This window comes from Pseudoxanthomonas japonensis, from assembly GCF_010093445.1.
GTDB classification, from domain to species: domain Bacteria; phylum Pseudomonadota; class Gammaproteobacteria; order Xanthomonadales; family Xanthomonadaceae; genus Pseudoxanthomonas_A; species Pseudoxanthomonas_A japonensis.
Map to the genome: position 1 here is coordinate 1 of NZ_PDWW01000035.1, position 23,135 is coordinate 23,135.

The window sequence follows — 23,135 nt, forward strand, 5'->3', positions numbered from 1 at the left end:
TTCCACCACCACTTCTTCCAGGGCGACGCCACGCTGCGCCGCATGCTGCCACGGCGGCGCGTCGGCCCGGCAGCATGCGGCGCAGCGTGGCGTCGCCCTGGAAGAAGTGGTGGTGGAACGCGGCGGCGGCATGCGCCAGCACCAGTACCGCCAGCACCCAGAACAGCAGTTCGTGCGCGCCCTCGGCGGCCTCGTGCACGCCGTCGTTGCGGCCGGTGATGGCAGGCAGGTTGAACAGCTTGAACCACTGCAGCGGATAGCCGGCGGACGAGTTCAGGACCCAGCCCGACAGCGGAATCGCGAACAGCAGCGCATACAGCAGAAAATGCGTCACCGAGGCGATGCGCTGCTGCCAGGTCGGCGTACCGGCGACCGGCGCAGGCGCCCCGGCGTAGACACGCCAAAGCACCCGCAACACGACCAGCGCCAAGATGGTCAGGCCGATCGACTTGTGCAGCGCGTAGATGTTGATCTTGCGCGGGCCGTTGGGCAGGTCGCCCATGGTCAGGCCCAGGTAGGCCATCACCAGGATCAGCACGACGATGGTCCAGTGGAACAGCTGGCTGACCGCGCCCCAGTGGTGTTCGGTGTTCTTCAGTGTCACGGCGTCGGCTCCGCAATGGAAGAGGAAGGGGGCGTATCGGTCGCGTCGTCGCCGGCCTTGCCGTCGTAGGTGGCCTCGGCTTCGATGCGAAGTTCCACCGCGTCGCCGATCACCGACTTCCACGCGGTGATGCCGAAGTCGGCACGGCTGAGTGTCGTGGTGGCAGAAAACCCGACCGTGCGCCGGAATGGCGGCATCGGATGTCGCTTGGCGGCGTTGAGGGTCACGTCGAGGACGACTTCACGCGTCACGCCGCGCAGGCTGAGGTCGCCATGCACCTTCGCATGCGTGGCGTCGACCGGTTCCACCCGCGTGGAGACGAAGCGCGCTTCCGGATGGCCTTCGGCATCCAGCAGCGATTTCGCCAGGGTGGCCTTGTTCCAGTCGGCATCGCCCAGGTCGGCGCGGGAGATCGGCACGCGCACGTCGACGCGCGCGCGCGTCCAGTCGTCCGGATCGAACACCAGCGTGCCGGTGCTGCCGGAGACCGTGTTTTTCAAGCAGAAGACGGCATGCGAGATGGCGAACATCACGCGCGTGTGGACCGGATCCAGCCGGTACTCGGCCAGAGCGTCGCGCGCGTAGGAGGTCGCAGGCAACAGCGCCAGCAGACAGAGGCTGCGCATCAGCAGGCGGCGGGCGGTGGGTCCGGGCATGGGGACGGATTCTATGGGCCGGCCCATGAAGATACCCCGCTTGCACGTGCAACGGTCCGTTGCGACGATGCCGGACGGGGTCGATCAGGGAACGAGGGGCGGACAGGAATGGCGATGCGCGCATGGTGGTTGCTGCTGGTCTGCCTGCTGAGCGCGCTGTCGTACGCCGCGGTGCCCGAGATTCCGCGCTTCCGCCTGCTGGGTGCAGGCGACGGCCTGCCGTCCACGACCATCCCCGCGCTCGCGCGCGACCGCGCCGGCCATCTGTGGGTCGCGACCTGGGACGGCCTGGCCCGCTACGACGGCGTCGGTTTCAAGGTCTGGCGGCACGATCCCGCCGATCCCGCCTCCTTGCCCGGCAACGTCGTGCAGGCGCTGCATATCGATGCCGCGGACCGGATCTGGGTGGCGACCGAGAACGGCGGCCTCAGCGTGATGGGCGTGGACCGTCGCGGCTTCCACCACTACCGGAAGGCCGACCATCCGCAGATGGGCAGCGACGATGTGTTCGCGATCGCCAGCCGGGGCGGCGACGTGTGGTTCGGGACCTTCGGTGGCGGACTGCACCGGCTGTCGGCGGACGGGCGCATCACCCGTTACGCGGCGTCGCCCGACAGCGGCGAGGGCCTGCCGTCGGACAACGTGCTGTCGCTCGCCTTCGACGCGAAGGGCGTGCTGTGGATCGGCACCATGGGCGGCCTGGCGCGCTACGACGGCACGCATGTCGAGCGCCTTGCGCTGCCCACGGGAAGTGGCCTGATCGTCTATTCGGTGACCGCCGACAACGAGGCGATGTGGGTGGGCGCGTCGGACGGCGTGCATCGCTGGTCGCCACAGGGCGGATGGACGTCGCCGCCGTGGTCGCCGATGTTCGCGCGGCCCAATGCACTGATCGCGATGACCAGCGATGGCGAAGGCGAGTACTGGCTGGCCAGCCAGGGCGGGTTGTGGCGCACGGAGGGCGACCTCGCTCCGGCACCGGTGAACTACGACGCGCAGAGCGTGGGCATCGGCCGCGTGCTGCAGACCGTGCTGGTGTTGCCCGACGGTGGCCTGTGGGTGCCGGTGCCGACGCGCGGCCTGGCGTACCTGCGGTCGGACTGGCGGCGCATCGCGGCGTTCTCGCCCGCGCAGGGACTCGGCGGCGGCCTCTATCGCGGCCTGTCGCAGGCCGATGACGGTGGCCTCTGGATCGGCAGCAGCACCGGCAAGCTGGAACGGCTGGATACCCGCGGCGGCCATGTCGTGCCCTTGCCCCAGCACGCCGCCCTGCTCGGCGACCTGCGGCTGACGTCGTTGCGGCAGGACCGCCATGGCCAGCTGTGGATCGGCCACCGCAACGGACTGATCCGCGTCGATCCGCGGACCGGTGCGCTGCGGCAATGGGCGCAGCAGGGCCAGGACGCCGTGCCGGACGGTACGTCGATCGACTGGCTGGTCGAAGCGCAGGACGGCACGCTGTGGCTGGTCACGCAGATGGGCAGCGTGCAGCAGCGCGACCTCGCCGATGGACGCGTGTTGCGCACCATCGTCAAGCAGGAGGATGGCAGCGGCCTGCCCGACATCGAGGGCCTCGCCGTCGCGCCCGACGGACGCGTGTGGCTGGGGGGTGCTGCCGGCATGATGGTGTGGGACGAGGCGGCGAACCGCTTCGCCCCGGTGGGCGCGATGGGCGGCGAGCGCGTGTATGCGTTCGCCTTCGAGCATGCCGACCGCCTCTGGCTGCATCGCATGTCGGGCGTGGAGGCGTGGCGTCGCGACGGCACCCGCTGGGTGCGCGAACGCAGGATCGGCGCGGAGGAAGGGCTGCCGGCGGTCGAGTCGACCGGCCTGGTGGTGGATCCACAACGGCGGGTGTGGCTGGGCACGCGTCGCGGTCTGTTCCGCATCGACCCCAACCTGCACGGCTCGCGTGCGCTGCTGCGCAACTTCGGCGTGCGCGAGGGACTGCTCAGCCAGGAACTCAACGACCGCGGACTGTTGATGACGCGGGACGGCCTGCTGGTCTCGACCGCGGCCGACGGTTCGGTCGCGTTGCTGGACACGCAGCTGCCGGACCCGCGGCCGGTGACGCCGAACCTGGTACTCGACGGTCTGCAGATCAGCCGCGGCGACGACGTGCTCGCCCTGCGGATCGACCAGCCCCTCGTCCTGCAGCCCGGGGACCACGAACTGCTCGTCGGCACGCGACTGCTGAGCTACGAGAATCCGCTGGGCAACCGCTACCGCTCGCTGCTGGAGGGGTTCGACAGCGGCTGGGTGGACCAGGGCGCCAGCGGCGAGCGCGTGTTCTCCGCGCTCACGCCCGGCCGTTACCGGCTGCGGGTGCAGGCCTTCGACGCCGCCGGCAATGCCTCGCGCGAACTGCTGGTGCCCGTGCACGTGCTACCGCCGTGGTGGCGCAGTGCGTGGGGGCTGGCGCTGTTCGCGCTCGTGGGGGTGCTGCTGCTGCTCGCCGCCGCCGCGGCGTACCGGCGGCGCGTGCGTCGCCGCAGCGCATGGCAGCTGGCCGAGCACAAGCGCGACGTGGCCGAACAGGCATCGCTGGCGAAGACCCGCTTCCTGGCCACGCTGGGCCACGAGATCCGCACGCCGATGACCGGCGTGCTCGGCATGACGGAACTGCTGCAGGCCACGCCGTTGGATGAGCGGCAGAAGGGCTATGCCGATGCCATCCAGCGCGCGGGCACGCACCTGCTGCGGCTGGTCAACGATGCGCTGGACCTGGCGAAGATCGAAGCGGGCAAGCTGGAGCTCCAGCAGGTCGAATTCGATCTGCACGCGCTGATCGCCGACGTCGTCGCGCTGATGGGGCCGGTCGCGGGCAAGCGTGGCCTCGATTTCCAGGACGGCATCGCCGCCGGCGTGCCGCGTATGGTGCGTGGCGATCCGCTGCGGTTGCGGCAGATCCTGCTCAATCTGCTCGGCAACGCGATCAAGTTCACCGAGTCCGGCCATGTGTCGCTGCATGCACTGCCGCTGGCGCCGCAGGGCGTGCGGCTGGTGGTCGGCGATACCGGCCCCGGCATCAATGCGGAGCAGCAGGCCCGGTTGTTCCGTCGCTTCGAGCAGGCCGACGGCGCGCAGACGACGGCGCGTTACGGCGGCAGCGGTTTGGGCCTGGCGATCTGCCAGGAACTGGCGGTGGCGATGGGCGGGCGGATCGAGGTCGACAGCGCGCCCGGCAGGGGCACGCGCTTTTCCGTCGAACTGCCGGCCCTGCAGGAGGAGGCCGGAGGCGACGGGCAGGGGGTGCCGGCACCGCCGCCGCTGCAGGCGGCACAGGTCGGGCCGCTGCACATCCTGCTGGTCGAGGACGACGCGACGGTGGCCGATGTCGTGGCCGGATTGCTGCGCGCGCGCGGCCATCGCGTGACGCATGCGCCGCACGGACTGGCGGCGTTGGCCGACGTGGTCACGACCGAGTTCGACGTGGCATTCCTCGACCTCGATCTGCCGGGACTGGATGGCATGGCGCTGGCGCGGCAACTGCGCCTGCAGGGCGTGTCCACGCCGCTGGTCGCCCTGACCGCGCGCCCCGACGCCGAAGCCGAACCGATGGCGCGGCAGGCGGGGTTCGACGATTTCGTCCGCAAGCCGGTCACCGGCGACATGCTGGCGGACGTGATCGCCAGGGCGGTCGGGGAGGCAACCGCCCCGCACAACAACACACAAGGAGAGGACACATGATCCAGGGACGACACCGGAAAGCACGCGGCATTCTCATGGGGCTCGCCTTCGGGCTGGCGGCACTCTCCGCTTCTTCGCACGCGCCGGCGGACGACACGCAGGCCGAGCGTCCGTTCCTTGGCGGCTTCCTGCAAGAGAGCAGGATCCTGTATCCGCTGACGATCGGTCAGTGGACCGCCCGCGACGAGCACCGGTACGAGCAGGCCGAGGCGGGTGCTTCGGTGCGCTACCAGCATGGCGATCTGCGCGACCGTTGGATCGACGTCTATTTCTACCCGGCCGGCATCGTGCCCGATGAGCACGTGCGTGCGATGGCCCAGGGAACGGTGGACGGCATCCGCGCGTCGCCGGGGAACGAAGGGCTGCCGGCGGGCGAACTGGAGACGTCGCACATCGCGCTCTCCGGAGACAAGGATCGTCGGCCCGCCACGCTGTACTCGGCCGGTTTCGTGCTCGCCCGCGACGGCACGCGCTATGCGTCGGCGATGACGTTGCTGGCGAAGGACCTGTACTACATCAAGGGCCGCTACAGCGGAGAGGCCGCGTCGCACACGCCCGAGTCCCTGCACGCCGAGCTGAAGGACTTCAGCACGCGACTGGTGCGCGAAACCCGGCTGTACAGCACGGGCGAGTGCTGGATGCCGCCGCCGATCGTGCAGGTGGCGGCGCCGGATCCCAAGGCAACAGGAGCGCTGGTGAACATCGGCAGTGAGGGCGCGGCACGGGCGGTAGGCTTCGCCGATCGCGTCGAAGCGGTGGACGCCGGTTCGTCCGAGGCGGTGATCGCCCAGTTCCTGGCGTACAGCACGAGCGGTCGCTGGATCGCAGGCTGCAACCCGCCGGAGGACATGACGCCGGCGGTGCCCGACGGCATGCGCGAACTGCGCTTCGAGTACCGCGCACCGCCCGAGCGTAGCGACGGCAGCACGCCCCGCCTGCGCAGCCCGCGCGCCGGCGTAGGCTGACGCGGCTCAGCGCAGCCGGCGCGCTTCCATCACGCCGGCGACGGGGTCGTAGTAGAACCAGTCGCTGGCCTGGTCGCCGAGCCAGCCGGTCTGGATGCGAGCGGCCAACGGCACCCGGCACAGTACGCCCAAGCCGTAGTCCCCGCCGGCGGCGACGGGGGCAGGCGGTGTGTCGGCGAGCAGGTCGTCCAGCGAGGCCGGCTTCTCGCCCCAGGTCAGGCAGTCGGCATCGCGGCTGCTGTCGGCAGGCCAGCCCATGCGGTTCCAGAACGCCGTCCGCCCTTGCCGGTCCAGCCGATGCGCGTCGACCACCCCGCCATCGCCGGTGGAGGTCAGGCGCCATCCCGTGCCCGTGTCCTGCACGCGCCAGACGACTTCGTCTGCGTCGTGGGTCGCACCGTGGCCGTAATCGCCGGCGAAGGAGGCGGGTTCGCCCGCCAGGGCCACGGAGGCCGGAACGAGAAGGCAAGCAAGAGGGAACAGGCGCATCGGTCAGTCTGCCCAGGCTTCGACATAGAGGATGCGCGCAGCGTCGTCGGGATCCGCGTGGATCCAGATGCCGCCGGCATCGGACGACGGCAGGTAGAAGCCGTCGTCGGTGGCTTGCATGGTGCAGGCGGTGGCAGGGGATTCTTCCGCCAGTGTCCGCGCCAGGCAGGTGTCCTCGACGAAGCGTCGGATCACGGCCCCCGCGGTCGGAAACGGCGCGGCCAGCACGTACTGGTGATCGCCCCAGCGTTGCGAATCCATCAGCCGGACTTCGCTGACCGGCTGGCCGGCAAGCTGGACGCGATCCGGGTGCAGCACCGCGCGTGCGGTCACTGCCGTCAGGGTCCGTTGGTCGTCGTCGGCCAGGGTGTCTTCGCAGTCCAGTTCGACGCGCGCCACGCGCGTGCGCCACCCGGGCGGCAGTTCATCCGCGCGGCGTGCGCGGATGCGGTCGCAGGCCGGGGTCGCGTCCGGTCCGTGCGCGGCATGGTCGCCGGGCACCACCATCACCAGCGCGGGAAAATCGCCGCCCGTGACGTGCATGATCCGCGCAGCCCCCGCGTCCTCGGCACGGACACGCGCGCCGGCCACCAGCAGCAGGCCGGCGGCAGCGGGCGCGAGCAGGTGGCGGCAGTCCATTGCGTCACTCCGGCGGGTGGAACGGGTGCGTCAGCGTGCGCTGTAAGCGTGGACTTCGTCCACCAGCACGGCGACGTGGTCGGGATTCATGTCGGGCGACATGCCGTGGCCGAGGTTGAACACGTGGCCGTCGCGCGAGCCGCCATTGCCGTCGCGGTAGCTGTCCAGCGCTCGGCGGACTTCGCGGCGGATCGCGTCGGGAGAACCGTACAGCGTGGCCGGGTCCAGGTTGCCCTGCAACGCGACCTTGCCCTGCGTACGGCGCGCGGCCTCGCCCAGTTCGACCAGCCAGTCCACGCCGACGCCATCGGCACCGCTGGCGGCCAGGTCTTCCAGATACGCCGCCGTGCCCTTGCCGAACAGGATCAGCGGCACATGTTCGTCCAGCTCGCCCTGAGCCTGTCGAAGGGCGCCACGGTCGAGTTCCCGTGCGATGCGCTGCAGGTAGGGCAGGGAGAATTCGCGGTACATCGCCGGGCTCAGCACGCCGCCCCAGGTGTCGAACACCTGCAGCGCCTGCGCACCGGCCGCGCGCTGTGCGGCGAGGTAGGCGATCACCGCATCGGTGTTGACCGACAGCAGCTGGTGCAGTGTTTCCGGATCGTTGAGCGCCATCGCCTTGATGCGGGCGAAGTCCTTGCCGCCGCCGCCTTCGACCATGTAGCAGGCCAGCGTCCACGGGCTGCCGGAGAAGCCGATCAGCGGCACCTTGCCGTCCAGCTCGCGACGGATCACCCGTACCGCGTCCATCACGTAGCGCAGCTCGGTTTCCATGTCCGGCACGCCGAGCTTCGCCGCGTCGGCGGCGCTGCGCACGGTGCGCTCGAACTTCGGACCTTCGCCTTCGACGAAGTACAGGCCCAGGCCCATCGCATCGGGGATGGTCAGGATGTCCGAGAACAGGATCGCCGCGTCCAGGTCGAAACGGCGCAGCGGCTGCAGGGTCACCTCGCAGGCCACGTCGGGGTTCTTCGCCATGCCGAGGAAGCTGCCGGCCTCCTTGCGCGTGGCGCGGTACTCCGGCAGGTAGCGACCGGCCTGGCGCATCAGCCACACGGGCGTGCGGTCCACGGGTTCGCGACGCAGGGCGCGCAGGAAGCGATCGTTCTTCAAAGCGGTCATTCGGGGGAGATCCGGAAAGGGTTACTTGGGCGCGTCGGCACCGCGGGCGAACATCAGCTGGAAGCCGCGCTTGAGATGGCTGTCGCGGGCCTTCTCGAACGCGGCGTTGGCCTCGTCCTGCAGCAAGTACTGCTCGCGCTTCAGCGTCGCGCGGCCGCCGATCTGTCCCGTCTCGCGCAGCAGTTCCCAACCGCCGAACAGATCGGGCTGCAGGGTCAGCTGGACGTAGCGGGGGGCTTCGCCCGCATCGGGGCGCTGCTGGAGGAAGACGCGCATGGCGGTATTTTAGCCGGACAGCACGCCCAGCACGCGGGCCTCGTCCACGTCCGGCACCACCTCGGCCTGGCCCAGGCCCCGCCACAGCACCAGGCGCAGGCGGCCGGCCACATTCTTCTTGTCCAGGCGCATGCGCGCGAGCAGCGCCTCCGGCGCAAGCCCGGCCGGGAGGCGAACCGGCAGGCCGTAGTCGCGCAGCAGGCTTTCCAGGCGGTCGGCGTCGGTGGCCGGCGCCATGCCGAGATCGGCCGACAGGCGCGCGGCCAGCACCATGCCGATGGCCACCGCTTCGCCATGGTTGAGGTTGTCGTTGCCCACGCCGCCGTAGCCCTGTTCGGTCTCGATGGCGTGGCCGAAGGTGTGGCCGAAGTTCAGCAGGGCGCGCTCGCCCTTCTCCAGCGGATCGCGGGCGACGATCTCGGCCTTGTGCTCGCAACTGGCGGCGATGGCCAGGGCCAGCGCTTCCTCGTCCATCGCCAGCAACGCGGTGCGCTCCTGTTCCAGCCACTGGAAGAAGCGGGCATCGCGGATCGCCCCGTACTTGATGACCTCCGCCAGTCCCGCGCGCAGTTCGCGCGGCGGCAGCGTGGCCAGCGTGCCGGTGTCGGCGAACACCGCACGCGGCGGATGGAACGCGCCGACCAGGTTCTTGCCCTGCGGGATGTCGACCGCGGTCTTGCCACCGACGGACGAATCCACCATCGACAGCAGCGTCGTCGGCACCTGTACGCAATCCACGCCGCGCATCCAGCACGCCGCCGCGAAACCGGCCAGGTCGCCGACCACGCCGCCGCCGAGCGCGATCACGCAGGCATCGCGGGTGGCGCCGAGCGTCGCCAACGCGTCGATGGCATGGCCGAAGTGGGCCAGCGTCTTCGATTCCTCACCCGCCGGCAGGATGAAGGTGCCGATGGCCAGGTCCGGCCGCGCGGCGTGCAGGGCTTCACGCACGGTGCCGGCGTACAGCGGGGCGACGATGGAATCGCTGACCAGCAGCACGTGGCGGCCACGCACGTGCTGCACCAGCGCGTTGCCGTCGGCCAGCAGGCCGGGGCCGATGGCGATGGAATAGGGGGTCTCGCCGCCGACATCGACGGTACGTGCGTGGCTCATGCGTTCTCTTCGATGGGTTGCCAGCGGTGCGCCAGCAGCTGGGTCAGGCGGGCCGTCGCCTCCGGGGGCGTCAGGCCGTCGGTGTCCAGGGTAAGGTCGGCGATCTCGCGGTACAGCGGTTCGCGCCGCATGGCCATGTCGTGCAGTACCTGCTCGCGGTCCGGGCGCTGCAGCAGTGGCCGGTTGGTGCAGCGGCCCAGGCGCTTCAGCTGGGCCTCCACGCTTACCTGCAGGTAGACCACGTAACCGCGTTGTTTCATCTGTATCCGATTGTCGGCATCCAGCACGGCGCCGCCGCCGGTGGAGACCAGCTGGCCATGGCCGGCCAGCAGGTCGTGCAGGGTCGCCTTTTCGCGCTCGCGGAAGCCGGCTTCGCCGACATGCTCGAACAGCGAGGCGATGCTGGCGCCGGTGCGGTCGACGATGGCCTGGTCCGCGTCCACGAACACCAGCCCGAAGCGCTCGGCGACGCGCTTGCCGATGGAGGTCTTGCCGGCCCCGGTGGGGCCGACCAGGATCAGGTTGGGGGCCGGATTCATGATGGACAGATGCTACACCGCCCACCTGCGCACGTGGCGCGGACTTAACACCGGCGGGACTACGGTGGCCGTCCGGCGTCGTGCCGGGCAACCGAACAGGAGTGCGCCATGTCCGTCGCCAAGATCATCGAGGTCAACGCATCGTCGAAGACCAGCATGGAGGATGCCGTCAAGGTCGGCCTGAAGAAGACCTCGGAAACCGTGAAGAACATCAAGGGTGCCTGGGTCAACGAGATCAAGGTCGTCACCGACGACGGCGGCAACGTGCAGGAATGGCGCGTCAACCTGCGGATCAGCTTTGTGGTGGAGTGAGGCGCGGCGCGGGCATCGATAGTCCGGCGTGGGAGCGACGTAAGTCGCGATGGAGACATCCGGATACGTCATCGCGACTTACGTCGCTCCCACCCCTGCATCTACTTGGCCACGGGCCTGCGCGCCTCATCCAGTCGGATCACCCGGTCCGCCGTCCCCGGCAACGTCGCCAGCAGATGCCGGCTGGTGCGCTCGTAGTGCTGGATGAACCTGTCCAGCTGCGCTAGGTCCATGCCGCGGCGGGCGGGGTCGCGCGCCACCATCGCCTGCTCCTGCTGCCAGCGCCATGTCCGCACGATGTCGAAGCCGGGTGGCTGCAGGAACCACAGCGCATCGAGCCGCGACCACAGGGCGGGATAGTCGCGGCGCAGCGCTTCGTTGCAATAGCGCCGCCAGCGGCCATCGGCATCCTCGTCGCGCTCCAGCGCATTGATCGGCGTCGCCAGCGCCGCGTCGTCCTCGGGCACCGCACCCACACACCAGCCTTCGAACAGCACCAGGTCGACGCGCCCCCACACGCGGGTGCAGGCGTCCTCCGCGCGATCGTCGGCGAGCTTGTCGAAACGCGGCACGGCGATGTCATTGCCCGCCTTTAGTGCATCCAGTACCCGGCAGCCCAGCGCGACATCGTGCGTGCCTGGCGGTCCGCGGGTTGCGAGCAATGGATGGACATCGTGGGCAAGCTGCCGGCGCTGGTCGCGGGTCAGGTACAGATCGTCCAGCGAGAGGACGGCCACGCGCAGGCCTCCGGCTTCCGCCCGCGCGCCGATCTGCGCGGCCAGGGTGGATTTGCCGCTTCCCTGCAGGCCGCTGATCGCGAACACCGGCGTACGCGCCGGCAATGCGCGTGCCGCAGCCAGCGCGTCGGCGACGAGCGCGTCGGGAAAACCGTCGGGATGCGTTGCCTGCGCCATCGCGCGACAATAGCGCATGCCCGATGCGCGGGCGCTGCCTGACGACGCCATGACCGACCTGTACGCCGAAGCCCTGTCCACGTTCGCCACGCTGTTCGACGAAGCGAAGGCCGCAGGCACCGAAGTCGAGCCGAATGCGATGATGGTCGCCACCGCCACGCCGGACGGACGCCCCTCCGCCCGCACCGTGCTGCTGAAGGCGTACGACGAACGCGGGTTCGTTTTCTACACGCATACGCACAGCCAGAAGGGCCGCGAGCTGCACGACAACCCGCATGCCGCCCTGCTGTTCCTGTGGCGCAGCCTGCGCGAGGCCGGCATCCAGGTGCGCGTGGAAGGCGCGGTGACGCCGGTCAGCGACGCCGAGGCGGATGCCTACTTCGCTTCGCGGCCTCGCCCCAGCCAGCTCGGCGCGTGGGCGTCGATCCAGTCGGAAACGCTCGTTTCGCGCGAGGCGTTCGACACGCGCATGGCCGAGGTCGAAGCGCGCTTCGCCGGCGGCGATGTACCGCGACCCGACGGCTGGAGCGGCTACCGCGTGGCGCCGGAGGCGATCGAGTTCTGGTACGGCGCGCAGTTCCGCCTGCACGAGCGCTGGCGCTACGAGCACGACAGTGCGGGTGCTTGGAGCAAGCGGATGCTGTTCCCTTGAACGTCCATGTAAGGGCCGCATCCACGGCCGATATCGATGCGTGGTCCGCGATGCGCGTGGCGCTCTGGCCCGATGCCGATCCCGACGAACTCCGGGTCGAGGCGTTGGCATGGGACACCGGCAGCGGTATCGCACTCATCGCTGTCGACGACGGCGACCATGCCATCGGCATGGCCGAGGCCAGCCTGCGCCGAGACTACGTCAATGGCACCGATGGTTCGCCGGTCGGCTTCCTGGAGGCCTGGTACGTCGATGCCGATCATCGCGGGCGCGGCGTCGGCCGCGCGCTGATCGCTGCAGTGGAAGCATGGACGCGCGAACAGGGCTGCACCGAGCTGGCGTCCGATGCCCTGCTCGACAACACGGCCAGCCATGCGGCGCACGCGGCCTGCGGCTTCGAGGAAACCGAGCGCGTGGTGTACTTCCGCAAGGCGCTGGACGCATGAGCATCGGCCCGCAGCGCATCGTGTGCCTGACCGAGGAGCCGACAGAAACGCTGTACGCGCTCGGTGAGCAGGACCGCATCGTCGGCATCAGCGGCTTCACCGTGCGGCCGCCGCAGGCGCGCAAGGAGAAGCCGAAAGTCAGCGCGTTCACCAGCGCGAAGATCGGCGAGATCCTCAAACTGCAACCGGACCTGGCCATCGGCTTCTCCGATATCCAGGCCGACATCGCCGCCGAACTGGTCCGGCACGGCGTCGAGGTGTGGATCAGCAACCACCGCAGCGTGGACGGCATCGTCGACTACGTGCGGCGGCTGGGCGCGCTGGTCGGCGCGGCCGAACGGGCCAACGCCTACGCCGACACCTTGCAGCGCGGGCTGGACGACGTGCGTGCGCAGGCGGCGCGCCTGCCGCGACGGCCGACGGTCTACTTCGAGGAGTGGGACGAGCCGCAGATCACCGGCATCCGCTGGGTATCAGAACTGATCGGTATTGCCGGGGGCGACGACGTGTTCCCGGAGATGGCGAAGGAGTCGCTGGCCAAACACCGCATCCTCGCCGATGGCAGCGAAGTGGTGCGCCGCGCGCCGGACATCATCCTGGGTTCGTGGTGCGGCAAGAAATTCCGCCCCGACCGCGTCGCCGCGCGACCGGGCTGGGACGCCATCCCTGCGGTGCGCGACGGCGAGCTGCACGAAATCAAGTCGCCGCTGATCCTGCAACCGGGACCAGCGGCGCTGACCGATGGCGTGCAGGCGATCGCGGCGATCATCCAGCGTTGGGCGGGGCGCCATCGCTGAGGCGATTTTCCATGTCCGGATGGTCTGACGTGGGAGCGACGTAAGTCGCGATAGGCCACCGCAGTGCTTCATCGCGACTTACGTCGCTCCCACAACAGGCCAGTGCTGCTTCGCCTCAGAAATTCCGCTGGAACTTCACCGTTTCAGTGCGTCCGCCCGACGTCACCACCACCTCGAAGCGGTAGGAATCGCGCGGCGAGATGCGTGCGGTGCCGATGTGGTCCAGGTAGCCGCCGGCATCCACCTTGCGCAGCGTGATGGCCTGCCGCGCGCCGGACAGGTCGTGCGCGGTGACGCTGACTTCGCCATCCGCATCGACCTCTTCGCCGCCGGTCACCTTGCGCAGGGCGACCAGGACTAGCGCGGTGCCCGCGTCGCGGGGAACGCCGTACTGCTTGGCGACCGCCTCGCTCAGCGACAGCGTGGGCAAGGCGTTGTAGCGCACGCGCAGGTCACCGAAATCGGCTTCGGCCGGCGTGGCCTGCACGAACTCGGCGGTCCGCGGCGCGTCGCCGCCGGAACAGGCGGACAGCAACGCGATGACGAGCAACAAGGTAATCCGCTTCATGGGAAACGTCCGATGCAGGCAGAGGAAATGATCGTCGCGGCGCTTCACTCGTTCGCCGCCGACAATTCGCCGCCACGCACGGTCGCCGCGTGCACGGCCTTCGCGACCAGCGCTTCGAAGCCGCCGGCCTGGAACGTCTCGATGGCCGCCTGCGTGGTGCCGTTGGGCGAGGTGACGCGGCGGCGCAGTTCCGTCGGCGTCTCGCCGCTTTCGGTCAGCATGCGCGCCGCGCCCAGTACTGTCTGCAGCACCAGCGTGCGCGCGGCATCGGCGGACAGGCCTTCGGCCTTCGCGGCGTCTTCCATCGCCTCGGCCAGCAGGAACACGTAGGCCGGGCCGCTGCCGGATACGCCGGTCACCGCGTCCATCTTCGCCTCGCTGTCGATCCACACGGTCGGGCCGGCGGCGGACAACAGCAGTTCCGCGCGCTGGCGGCCGGCAGCATCGACTTCCTCACTGGCGTACAGGCCGGTGACGCCGGCACCCAGCAGGGCAGGGGTGTTGGGCATGCTGCGCACGACGGCCACGTCGCCGCCCAGCCAGCGCTGCATCTGTGCGGTGGTGATGCCGGCGGCGATCGAAACCGCCAGCGGACGCTGGGCCTGCGCCAGCGGCGCGAGGCTTTCGCAGACGGTGCGCATCACCTGCGGCTTCACCGCGAACAGCCAGGTATCGGCGCCATGCGCGGCTTCCTTCGCTTCCGCGAAGGCCTGCACGCCGAAGTCGGCAGCGAGGGCGGCGCGCAGGGTGTCGGCGGGTTCGGCCACGCGGATGCGCGACGGATCGGCGCCGCGCGTGAGCAGGCCGCCGATCAAGCTGCGCGCCATGTTGCCGCCGCCGATGAAGGCCAGCGGATGCGTCAGCAGGGAAGAAGAGGGAGACATGGCGGGCCTCAGGAAGGAAGCGTCGGGAAAGGGACATTGGCGATGCGTGCCTCGAATCGGTGTTCGAGATCGTCGTCGCCGGCGTAGGTCAGGGCGATGTCGCCCGACCAGGTGATGTCGAAGCGGTCGCTGTCGCCGACGCGATGGAAGGCGATGCGGTGGTTGGCCACGCTGTCGTGGCCGAGCAGGTAGACATGGAAGGCGAGATCGTCCAGTTCGGTGTCGGCCAGCGTACCGCCGGCGATCGTGTCGACCTCGAACGTCCGGCCATCCAGCCAGGCCGGCGTGAACGTATCGACGGGACAGACGGCGAAGCCACCCTCGTCGTCCCAGAACGTCGACGACAGCGTGCAGCGGTGGTAGTTGCCCCACACGCCGGGCGCTTCCCAGCTACTGTCGTGGTCCTCGTCGTCGTCCCCGTCCAACTCGATGTCGCGCTCGGCGTAGTAGTCCGCGCTGCGCAGGTGCAGGTCGCACCACACCACGCCGTCGACCACGCGCGCGGTCCATGCGAACTCCGTCAGCGCGTGACCTTCCGGCCAGGGATTGCCGGGGAAGTGGATGCGGCCTGGCACGTCGTCCATGGGGGTAGCTCCGGGGTGGTCTACGGTGCCGGCCGCGCGCCGAACAGCGCTGTGCCGATACGGACCATCGTCGCGCCATGTGCGATGGCCTGCGCGAAGTCACCGCTCATGCCCATCGACAACGTGTCCACGCCGGCATGCCGCGTCGCCAATGCCTGCTGCAGCGTCTGCATGCGGGTGAATGCGGCGGCGCGCAGGGCCGCGTCCTCGTGCGGGGCCGGAATCGCCATCAGTCCGCGCAGCCGCAGGTTCGGCGCCTCGGCGATGGCATCGGCCAGGGCATCGATCTCCTCCGGCCGGCAGCCATGCTTGCTCGCCTCGTCGTCGATGTTCACCTGGATCAGCACGCTCAACGGCGGCCTGTCGGCGGGTCGATTCCGTGACAGGGCGCCGATCAATTTGTGACGGTCGACCGTCTGCACCCAGTCGAACAGGCGCGCGGCAAGGTCGGCCTTGTTCGACTGCAGGTGGCCGATGAGATGCCATTCCAGGTCCATGCCCCCCAGTTCGCCGATCTTGGCCTGCGCTTCCTGCACGTAGTTCTCGCCGAACGCGCGCTGCCCGGCGCGGGCCAGCTCGGCCACGGCGGAGGCCGGCTGCAGCTTGGACACGGCCAGCAGCGCAGGGGGTGGCCGATGTGCGTCTTTGGCTGCGTTTTCAAGGTGTTGCAGGGTCTCGCTGAGGGTGTCGGCGAGCATGTTCATCCAACCATTGGCGGGAACGGCGAGGGCGCTATACTGCCCGCCGGGGAATCAAGGTTCCAGTTCGCAGCAACTTGGGGAAGCAGCGTCATGGATATCGCCGAACTGTTGGCGTTCTCGGTAAAGAACAAAGCGTCCGACCTCCACCTCTCGGCCGGCCTGCCGCCGATGATCCGCGTGGACGGCGACGTGCGCCGCATCAACATCCCGGCGCTCGACCACAAGCAGGTGCACGCGCTGGTCTACGACATCATGTCGGACAAGCAGCGGCGCGACTTCGAAGAGTTCCTCGAGGTCGACTTCTCGTTCGAGATCCCGTCGCTGGCACGCTTCCGCGTCAACGCGTTCAACCAGAACCGCGGCGCCGGTGCGGTGTTCCGTACCATTCCGTCCGAAGTGCTGACGCTGGAAGACCTGGGTTGCCCGCCGCTGTTCCGCGAGCTGATCCAGCAGCCGCAGGGGTTGATCCTGGTGACCGGCCCGACCGGTTCGGGCAAGTCGACCACGCTGGCGGCGATGATCGACCACATCAACAAGAACGAATACGGCCACATCCTCAGCGTCGAGGATCCGATCGAATTCGTGCACACCTCGCAGAAGTGCCTGATCAACCAGCGCGAAGTGCATCGCGACACGCACGGCTTCAACGAGGCGCTGCGTTCGGCGCTGCGCGAAGACCCCGACTACATCCTGGTCGGCGAGTTGCGCGACCTGGAGACCATCCGCCTGGCGCTGACCGCCGCGGAAACCGGCCACCTGGTGTTCGCCACCCTGCACACCAGCTCGGCGGCCAAGACCATCGACCGCATCATCGACGTGTTCCCCGCCGGCGAGAAGCCGATGGTCCGCTCGATGCTGTCCGAATCGCTGCGCGCGGTGATCTCGCAGGCGCTGCTGAAGAAGATCGGCGGCGGCCGTACCGCGGCGTGGGAAATCATGGTCGGCACCCCGGCCATCCGCAATCTGATCCGCGAGGACAAGGTGGCGCAGATGTACTCGGCCATCCAGACCGGCCAGCAGAGCGGCATGATGACGCTGGACCAGCACCTGCAGGATCTGGTGAAGCGCAGCCTGATCACGCGCCAGCAGGCCAAGGAATACGCGAAGGAAAAGCGTCTCTTCGAATAATCGAAGAGACGCGGGAATTGGGAATAGAGAATCGGGAATAGTTCAACGCTGGGATACGGAAGGGTTGGAACGGATCAGCAACACGATTCCCCATTCCCCATTCCCTATTCCCGGTTCCACAGGAGCCATCCATGAGCACCATCGACTTCACCTCCTTCCTCAAGCTGATGGCGCACCAGAAGGCGTCGGACCTGTTCATCACGTCCGGCATGCCGCCGTCCATCAAGGTGCACGGCAAGATCTCGCCGATCACGCAGACGCCGCTCACCTCGCAGCAGTCGCGCGACCTGGTGCTCAACGTCATGACGCCGGCGCAGCGCGAGGAGTTCGAGAAGACCCACGAGTGCAACTTCGCCATCGGCGTGGCCGGCGTGGGCCGCTTCCGCGTCAGCTGCTTCTACCAGCGAAACCAGGTGGGCATGGTGCTGCGTCGCATCGAGACGCGCATCCCGACCATCGAGGAACTGAACCTGCCGCCGGTGATCAAGACGCTGGCCATGACCAAGCGCGGCATCATCATCTTCGTCGGCGCCACCGGCACCGGCAAGTCGACCTCGCTGGCGGCGATGATCGGCTACCGCAACCAGAACACGACGGGCCACATCATCACCATCGAGGATCCGATCGAATTCGTGCACAAGCACGAGGGATGCATCATCACCCAGCGCGAAGTCGGCATCGACACCGACAGCTGGGAGGCGGCGCTGAAGAACACGCTGCGCCAGGCGCCGGACGTCATCATGATCGGCGAGGTGCGCACCCGCGAGGGCATGGACCACGCCATCGCCTTCGCCGAAACCGGTCACCTGGTGCTGTGCACGCTGCACGCCAACAACGCCAACCAGGCGATGGACCGCATCATCAACTTCTTCCCGGAAGACCGCCGCACGCAGCTGTTGATGGACCTGTCGCTGAACCTCAAGGGCGTGGTGGCGCAGCAGCTGATCCCGACGCCCGACGGCAAGGGCCGCCGGGTGGCGATGGAAATCCTGCTGGGCACGCCGCTGGTGCAGGACTACATCCGCGACGGCGAGGTGCACAAGCTGAAGGAAGTGATGAAGGAATCCACCAACCTCGGCATGAAGACCTTCGACCAGGCGCTGTTCGAGCTGTACCAGGCCGGCGAGATCAGCTACGAGGACGCGCTGCGCTTCGCCGACTCGCAGAACGAGGTGCGCCTGCGCATCAAGCTGGCCCAGGGCGGCGACGCCCGCACGCTGGCGCAGGGGCTGGATGGCGTGGAGATTGCGGAAGTCCGGTGATCCGGCCGTGGGATTCGAAGACCGGAAGGGGCGAGCGATCGCCCCTTTTCTATAGGCAGTGAACCGCGTGCCCAAGGCGTGGGCCGAATGCAGCAATACTTCACGGAGGAAGCATGTCGCGTACGTTTCTTGTTCTGGTCGCTGTGCTGGTGGCGTTGGGCGGCGGCCATCACGCCTACAAGCGCATCAAGGCGGGATTGGAGTCTTCGATGATGGAGACCGCCATCGTCGCCTCGTCCCGCAATACCGTGGTTGTCTACGGTCGCGACGGATGCGGCTACACCCGGCAGATGCTCGCCTCCCTGCGGAGCCGCAATATCCCGGTGACCTACGTCGACCTCGATCTTGCCCATGCCAGCAGCGCGTTCCACGAGCGGTTCGATGGCACGGGGCTGGCGGGTCCCCGCGGCTACGCGCTTCCTGTCGTCGAAGTGGACGGGGAGGTCAGCATGCGGCCGACGCCCGATGTCGTGGCGTACCACTTCCAAACCCGGGACTGATCCGGCACGCCTGATGGTTCGCGCCCCGGCGTATCCGGCGGCGAGCGCTACTCTGCGCCGTGTTCCACCGGTTCCGCCTGCCTGAACCAGGCCAGGATTTCCGCGTGCGCAGCGCGACGGTTCTGGCGCAGGCCATGGTCGTCGCCGGCGTAGACCACCAGCTTGTGCGGGCGATCGAGCTGGTGGAGGCGCGCGGCCATCGCGCGGGAATCCTCGACGCTGACGCGGTCGTCGGCATCGCCATGCAGCAGCAGTACCGGCAACCGGGCGGGCAGTTGCTCGGCCCAGTGCAGCGCCGAGCGCGCCCGCAACGCACCCTGCGGATCGTCGGCATAGCCGGGAATGCGGGCTCGGTAGACGCGCTCCATGCCGGGTCGCCAGGCCAGCCCGGCGGCAAGATCGGTGGGGCCGGCGATCGTCGCCATCGCGGCGATGTCGGAGCGGCGACGCGCCACCAGGTAGCTGGTCATCGCACCGCGACTCTGGCCCAGCAGGAACACGCGGCTGCGGTGCACGCCGGGCAGCGTCCGTGCCAGGTCGATCAGGCGCATGACGTCGTCCACGTCCTGCCCCCCGAATTCGTCCGCATCGCGGTACTGGCTGGCCACCACCACATGGCCCGCCTTGGCCAGCGGCAACAGGGTCTGGAACAGCTGCAAGCCGTCGAGCCGGCCAAAGGCGCCATTGCCTCCCCGGTTGTAGACCAGCAAGGGCAGCGCGCCTGCCGCCGTGTCGGCTTTCGGACGCACGAGGTAGCCGGCCACGACGTGATCGCCGCTGGCATACGTGATGACGTGGCAGTCGAATGCCGAGCGTGCGAAGTCGAATGCCTTGACGGGCACCACCGACGCCAGCTGTTCCCGCGACACCGCAGGAGCATCGGCGCGGCCGACGATGGAGGCCAGCCAGCTCTCGTAGTCCGGTGTCTGCTCGAAGCAGTCGGCGTGCGAGAGGAAGGTGGCGGGTGGATCGCCGGGTGGTGCGGCAAGCGCGGGTGCGAACGGGGCGGACAACAGGGCGAGCGCGATCATCAGCGTGCGGGACATGCAGCGGATCTCTCTGTGGAAGAGGGAGGGCGAAGGTGGCCGGCGCGTGTCAGTCGTCGTCGGCCAGCGACTGGTCACGCGCCAGCAGGTCGCCCGGCTGGCAGTCCAGCGCTTCGCAGATCGCCTCGAGGGTGGAGAACCGGATGGCCTTGGCCTTCCCGGTCTTGAGGATGGACAGGTTGGCCAGGGTGATGTCGATGCGCGAGGACAGCTCGGTGAGCGTCATGCGGCGCGCATGCAGCAGGTCATCGAGTCGGACGACGATGGCCATGTCAGATGGTCCCTTCCAGGTCGCTCCGCAGGCGTGCGCCGTGCGCGAACACGCCCGACAGCACGAACAGCAGCAGCACCGCCAGCCAGGGCGTCGGCGACAGTCCGGTCATCCTGCCGGGGAGCGACGCGACTTCCGAGATCGCCAGCACCGCCAACCGCATCAGCTCGATCGCCAGCACGCTCCAGGCGATCGCGTTCAGGCGCTGCGCGTTGGGAAGGATGAACGCATCGCCGGCGCGCACGCTGTCGACGATCGCCACCAGGCGCCGGAGGACCGCATGCACGATCAACGCGCATACGATGCCGATGACCATGATCGCGCGCAGCCCGAGCGGTGCCTGCGGATGCATGGTGGCCAGATCGAAACCCAGCGGTTTCCAGGGCCAGTCGGCCACGAAGAAGCTGGCGCACAGCAGGCAGGTGATCGTCGCGGCGTACAGCACGTTCAGCACCGTGAGTCCCTGCAGCAAGGGACGGGCGATGGTCAGTGCGCGGGCAGGCATGCGGTTCATGGGAGGCTCCGGTAATCGTGTTGTTAAACGATATATGTAATATCGAAAAACAATAAATATGCTGAAGGTCATGGCCGCGTCCCAGCGGGTAGCGCGGCTACATAGCGGCAGCGATCCCGGCGTACCCGTGAGGCAGCCGACAACGGGCGAATGCCTGGCATACGACATCCGGCACCCGAAAGTGCTGACTTCCGGCACCTCAGTTGCGTGGACGTGGATCGGATGATGGTTCCAGCCCGACGCGGTGTCGGCACGCCAGGAACCTTTTCGTGATCACGCAGATCCTTACGCACACCCCGCTCTGGGTTTTCGGCCTGTTCTTCGGCCTGGTCTACCTCGGTTGCGTGCAGAGCCGGACGCGGCAGGTCTCGCGTAGCCGACTCATCGTGTTGCCGATCGCGATGCTGGGGTGGTCGCTGTACTCGGTGTGGTCGACGTTCGATACGCATCTCACCGCGCTGGCCGCGTGGGCCTGCGCATGGGGCACCGTCGTTGCCATCGGCCTCGCTCGTGGACCCTCGCGCACCGCGTCCTACGACGCGGCGACCGCGCAGTTCACGGTGGCCGGCAGTTGGCTGCCGCTGGCGCTGATGATGGGTATCTTCTTCTTCAAGTACGCGGTGGCGGTCGCCCATGCGGTCAAGCCTGGCGGCCTCGACACGACGATGGTGGTGGCCTTGGTTTCCGCAACCTACGGACTGTTCAGCGGTCTGTTCATGGCGCGCGCCGTGCGGGTGGTGGGAACGATGAAGGGACAGCGTCTGGTCGAGCGCAGCGCCTGAAGAACGACGCAGGATGGGTGGAGCCGAAGGCGGCTTTCAACGGCGGAGCCGGTCTACCCATCGCTTGCACCCTCGCCAGCATCTTGATGATGGGTAGATCGGCTCCGCCGTTGAAAGCCGCTTCGCTCCATCCAGCCTACGAGGGCTTCTTCAGCCCTTCATGCTGCCGGTGTCCAGCCACCGCTGATGCCACGACAGTGCTTCCGGCAGCAGGTGCGGGGTGTGCTTGCCGTAGCTGTAGTGCAGGGCGCGGTCGAAGTAATCCTGCAGCGCGTCGCGATAGTCCGGATGCGCGCAGTTGGCGATCAGCAGGCGGGCGCGCTGCTTGGGCGTGAGGCCGCGCAGGTCGGCCAGGCCCTGTTCGGTGACGATGACCGAAACGTCGTGCTCGGTGTGGTCCACGTGGCTGACCATCGGCACCAGCGCCGAGATGCTGCCGCCCTTGGCGATGCTGGGGCTCAGGAATACCGACATGAACCCGTTGCGGGCGAAGTCGCCCGAGCCGCCGATGCCGTTCTGGATGCGGCTGCCCATCACATGGGTGGAATTGACGTTGCCGTAGAGGTCGGCCTCGATCATCCCGTTCATGCCGATGCAGCCGAGGCGGCGCACCAGCTCCGGATGGTTCGACATCTCCTGCGTGCGCAGGATGATGCGCTCGCGGTAGAAGGCGATGTCGCGCTTGAACGCCTCGTTCGCCTCCGGGCTGAGCGCGAAGCCCGTGCATGACGCCACGTCCAGCACGCCGTCGCGCAGCAGGTCGAGCATGCCGTCCTGGATGACCTCGGTGAAGGCGGTCAGTCCACGGAAGCCGCTTTTCGCCAGCCCGGCCAGCACTGCATTGGGGATGTTGCCGACGCCGGACTGCAAGGGCAGCAGGTTGGGCGGCAGGCGGCCCTGCGTGACTTCGTGCTTGAGGAAGTCGATCAGGTGTGCGGCGATGCGCTCGCTGGTGCCGTCGATGGGCGTGAACGGACTGTTGCGGTCGGGACCGTGCGTGCGGACCACCGCGACGATCTTGTCCGGGTCGCAGCGCAGCGCGGTGTCGCCGATGCGGTCGCGCACGTGCTCCAGCGGGATCGGCTTGCGGTGCGGCGGCAGCGCGGTGCCGTAGTAGATGTCGTGCATCCCCTCGATGTCGGCGGGCTGCCAGTCGTTGACTTCGACGATGACCTTCTTCGCCAGGTCCAGCCAGGTCTTGTTGTTGCCGACCGAGGTGGACGGCACCAGCGTGCCGTCCTCGCGGATGGCGGAGACCTCGATCACCGCGGTATCGATGGGGCCGTAGAAGCCGAACCACACATGCTGCGCCACATGGCTCAGGTGGATGTCGATGTAATCCAGCGTGCCGTCGTTGATGCGCTTGCGTGCGTCGGGGTCGCTCTGGAACGGCATGCGCAGCGCGATGGCATCGGCCTTGGCGAGGGCGCCATCCAGTTCCGGTGCCGTCGACGCACCGGTCATCAGCTTGATCTGGAACGGCACGCCGGCCGCATGCGCCTGTTCGATGCGCGTCGCCAGCGCCAACGGCACCGCCTTGGGATAGCCGGAGCCGGTGAAGCCGCTCATGGCGACCGTCTCGCCGGGCTGGATGAGGCTGGCGGCATGCTCGGCGCTGGTCACGCGGTCGCGCAGGCCGGCATGGCGGATACGGTCTTCGTGCATCGTAAGGAGCATCGGC

At 68.5% G+C, this 23,135-nt stretch carries 26 protein-coding genes and 1 pseudogene; 10 read left to right on the forward strand and 17 right to left on the reverse strand.

All coding sequences use genetic code 11. From position 1 onward, the window contains the following. Positions 1-67 precede the first annotated feature (67 nt). Both CSC78_RS17475 and CSC78_RS17480 read right to left on the reverse strand, forming a co-directional pair. A pseudogene (locus CSC78_RS17475) lies at positions 68-604 on the reverse strand (cytochrome b); the annotation flags it as partial. Next, positions 601-1,230, reverse strand: a complete 630-nt coding sequence (locus tag CSC78_RS17480) for a YceI family protein (RefSeq protein WP_162339182.1) — start codon at positions 1,228-1,230, stop codon at positions 601-603. The pseudogene CSC78_RS17475 and the gene CSC78_RS17480, both read right to left, overlap by 4 nt. A gap of 144 nt (positions 1,231-1,374) precedes the next feature. On the opposite strand from CSC78_RS17480, the gene CSC78_RS17485 reads away from it, so the two are divergent. Both CSC78_RS17485 and CSC78_RS17490 read left to right on the forward strand, forming a co-directional pair. After that, positions 1,375-4,950, forward strand: a complete 3,576-nt coding sequence (locus tag CSC78_RS17485) for a hybrid sensor histidine kinase/response regulator (RefSeq protein WP_162339145.1) — start codon at positions 1,375-1,377, stop codon at positions 4,948-4,950. After that, a complete protein-coding gene (locus CSC78_RS17490; RefSeq protein ID WP_162339146.1) occupies positions 4,947-5,915 on the forward strand; it encodes a hypothetical protein in 969 nt (322 codons plus the stop codon). The genes CSC78_RS17485 and CSC78_RS17490 overlap by 4 nt, the downstream gene beginning before the upstream one ends. Before the next feature lie 6 nt (positions 5,916-5,921). Here the strand turns inward: CSC78_RS17490 and CSC78_RS17495 are convergent, their stop codons facing one another. The 6 genes from CSC78_RS17495 to CSC78_RS17520 are packed head-to-tail and all read right to left on the reverse strand — an operon-like array spanning position 5,922 to position 10,093. Then, a complete protein-coding gene (locus CSC78_RS17495; RefSeq protein WP_162339147.1) occupies positions 5,922-6,404 on the reverse strand; it encodes a hypothetical protein in 483 nt (160 codons plus the stop codon). A gap of 3 nt (positions 6,405-6,407) precedes the next feature. Beyond that, a complete protein-coding gene (locus CSC78_RS17500) occupies positions 6,408-7,043 on the reverse strand; it encodes a hypothetical protein (RefSeq protein ID WP_162339148.1) in 636 nt (211 codons plus the stop codon). Between the two features lie 30 nt (positions 7,044-7,073). After that, positions 7,074-8,165 (reverse strand): uroporphyrinogen decarboxylase, encoded by a 1,092-nt coding sequence (gene hemE / locus CSC78_RS17505; protein WP_162339149.1) that lies wholly within the window; start codon positions 8,163-8,165, stop codon positions 7,074-7,076. Positions 8,166-8,186: 21 nt separating this feature from the next. Further along, positions 8,187-8,441: a WGR domain-containing protein gene (locus CSC78_RS17510; protein ID WP_093300856.1), complete on the reverse strand. Its 255-nt coding sequence runs from the start codon at positions 8,439-8,441 to the stop codon at positions 8,187-8,189. A 9-nt stretch (positions 8,442-8,450) separates the two neighbouring features. Then, positions 8,451-9,554, reverse strand: a complete 1,104-nt coding sequence (aroB, locus tag CSC78_RS17515; RefSeq protein ID WP_162339150.1) for a 3-dehydroquinate synthase — start codon at positions 9,552-9,554, stop codon at positions 8,451-8,453. Further along, entirely contained in the window at positions 9,551-10,093 is a 543-nt protein-coding gene (locus CSC78_RS17520) for a shikimate kinase (RefSeq protein ID WP_162339151.1), read from the reverse strand. Before CSC78_RS17520 ends, aroB begins: the two co-directional genes overlap by 4 nt. 108 nt (positions 10,094-10,201) lie before the next feature. Here CSC78_RS17520 and CSC78_RS17525 point away from each other — a divergent pair, with 108 nt between their 5' ends. Continuing rightward, positions 10,202-10,405 carry a dodecin family protein gene (locus tag CSC78_RS17525; RefSeq protein WP_162339152.1) on the forward strand — a complete coding sequence of 68 codons (204 nt, stop codon included), beginning with the start codon at positions 10,202-10,204 and terminating at the stop codon, positions 10,403-10,405. Between the two features lie 101 nt (positions 10,406-10,506). Here the strand turns inward: CSC78_RS17525 and CSC78_RS17530 are convergent, their stop codons facing one another. Beyond that, a complete protein-coding gene (locus CSC78_RS17530) occupies positions 10,507-11,337 on the reverse strand; it encodes a kinase (RefSeq protein ID WP_238391333.1) in 831 nt (276 codons plus the stop codon). A 31-nt stretch (positions 11,338-11,368) separates the two neighbouring features. Between CSC78_RS17530 and pdxH the strand changes: the two genes are divergently transcribed. The 3 genes from pdxH to CSC78_RS17545 are packed head-to-tail and all read left to right on the forward strand — an operon-like array spanning position 11,369 to position 13,214. Then, complete coding sequence (pdxH, locus tag CSC78_RS17535) at positions 11,369-11,971, forward strand: pyridoxamine 5'-phosphate oxidase (protein WP_162339184.1); 603 nt, start codon at positions 11,369-11,371, stop codon at positions 11,969-11,971. Beyond that, a complete protein-coding gene (aac(6'), locus tag CSC78_RS17540) occupies positions 11,968-12,417 on the forward strand; it encodes an aminoglycoside 6'-N-acetyltransferase (RefSeq protein WP_338015142.1) in 450 nt (149 codons plus the stop codon). The genes pdxH and aac(6') overlap by 4 nt, the downstream gene beginning before the upstream one ends. 2 nt (positions 12,418-12,419) lie before the next feature. Continuing rightward, complete coding sequence (locus CSC78_RS17545) at positions 12,420-13,214, forward strand: cobalamin-binding protein (RefSeq protein ID WP_162339186.1); 795 nt, start codon at positions 12,420-12,422, stop codon at positions 13,212-13,214. Between the two features lie 115 nt (positions 13,215-13,329). Here CSC78_RS17545 and CSC78_RS17550 read toward each other — a convergent pair whose 3' ends face one another. The 4 genes from CSC78_RS17550 to CSC78_RS17565 are packed head-to-tail and all read right to left on the reverse strand — an operon-like array spanning position 13,330 to position 15,948. Beyond that, positions 13,330-13,782 (reverse strand): DUF4426 domain-containing protein, encoded by a 453-nt coding sequence (locus tag CSC78_RS17550; protein ID WP_162339153.1) that lies wholly within the window; start codon positions 13,780-13,782, stop codon positions 13,330-13,332. Between the two features lie 44 nt (positions 13,783-13,826). Continuing rightward, positions 13,827-14,666: a pyrroline-5-carboxylate reductase gene (proC, locus tag CSC78_RS17555; RefSeq protein ID WP_162339154.1), complete on the reverse strand. Its 840-nt coding sequence runs from the start codon at positions 14,664-14,666 to the stop codon at positions 13,827-13,829. A gap of 8 nt (positions 14,667-14,674) precedes the next feature. Then, on the reverse strand, positions 14,675-15,250 hold the full coding sequence (locus tag CSC78_RS17560; RefSeq protein ID WP_162339155.1) for a hypothetical protein: 576 nt from the start codon (positions 15,248-15,250) through the stop codon (positions 14,675-14,677). Between the two features lie 20 nt (positions 15,251-15,270). Beyond that, on the reverse strand, positions 15,271-15,948 hold the full coding sequence (locus CSC78_RS17565; RefSeq protein ID WP_162339187.1) for a YggS family pyridoxal phosphate-dependent enzyme: 678 nt from the start codon (positions 15,946-15,948) through the stop codon (positions 15,271-15,273). A gap of 93 nt (positions 15,949-16,041) precedes the next feature. On the opposite strand from CSC78_RS17565, the gene CSC78_RS17570 reads away from it, so the two are divergent. From CSC78_RS17570 to CSC78_RS17580, 3 genes are all read left to right on the forward strand, one after another. Further along, positions 16,042-17,079, forward strand: coding sequence for a type IV pilus twitching motility protein PilT (locus tag CSC78_RS17570; protein ID WP_162339156.1), 1,038 nt, complete (start codon positions 16,042-16,044; stop codon positions 17,077-17,079). Between the two features lie 131 nt (positions 17,080-17,210). Then, on the forward strand, positions 17,211-18,341 hold the full coding sequence (locus tag CSC78_RS17575) for a PilT/PilU family type 4a pilus ATPase (RefSeq protein ID WP_162339157.1): 1,131 nt from the start codon (positions 17,211-17,213) through the stop codon (positions 18,339-18,341). A 113-nt stretch (positions 18,342-18,454) separates the two neighbouring features. After that, positions 18,455-18,841, forward strand: a complete 387-nt coding sequence (locus CSC78_RS17580) for a glutaredoxin family protein (protein WP_162339158.1) — start codon at positions 18,455-18,457, stop codon at positions 18,839-18,841. Positions 18,842-18,888: 47 nt separating this feature from the next. Here the strand turns inward: CSC78_RS17580 and CSC78_RS17585 are convergent, their stop codons facing one another. From CSC78_RS17585 to CSC78_RS17595, 3 genes are read right to left on the reverse strand one after another with little or no spacing between them, the layout of a single operon-like run. Beyond that, positions 18,889-19,887, reverse strand: a complete 999-nt coding sequence (locus CSC78_RS17585; RefSeq protein WP_162339159.1) for an alpha/beta hydrolase family protein — start codon at positions 19,885-19,887, stop codon at positions 18,889-18,891. Between the two features lie 49 nt (positions 19,888-19,936). Beyond that, positions 19,937-20,158, reverse strand: coding sequence for a helix-turn-helix domain-containing protein (locus CSC78_RS17590; protein WP_162339160.1), 222 nt, complete (start codon positions 20,156-20,158; stop codon positions 19,937-19,939). Between the two features lies 1 nt (position 20,159). Continuing rightward, positions 20,160-20,672: a DUF2975 domain-containing protein gene (locus tag CSC78_RS17595; RefSeq protein WP_162339161.1), complete on the reverse strand. Its 513-nt coding sequence runs from the start codon at positions 20,670-20,672 to the stop codon at positions 20,160-20,162. A 269-nt stretch (positions 20,673-20,941) separates the two neighbouring features. On the opposite strand from CSC78_RS17595, the gene CSC78_RS17600 reads away from it, so the two are divergent. Continuing rightward, positions 20,942-21,454: a DUF6622 family protein gene (locus CSC78_RS17600; protein ID WP_162339162.1), complete on the forward strand. Its 513-nt coding sequence runs from the start codon at positions 20,942-20,944 to the stop codon at positions 21,452-21,454. Positions 21,455-21,604: 150 nt separating this feature from the next. Here the strand turns inward: CSC78_RS17600 and CSC78_RS17605 are convergent, their stop codons facing one another. Beyond that, entirely contained in the window at positions 21,605-23,119 is a 1,515-nt protein-coding gene (locus tag CSC78_RS17605) for an acetyl-CoA hydrolase/transferase family protein (protein WP_162339163.1), read from the reverse strand. Positions 23,120-23,135: the final 16 nt, after the last annotated feature.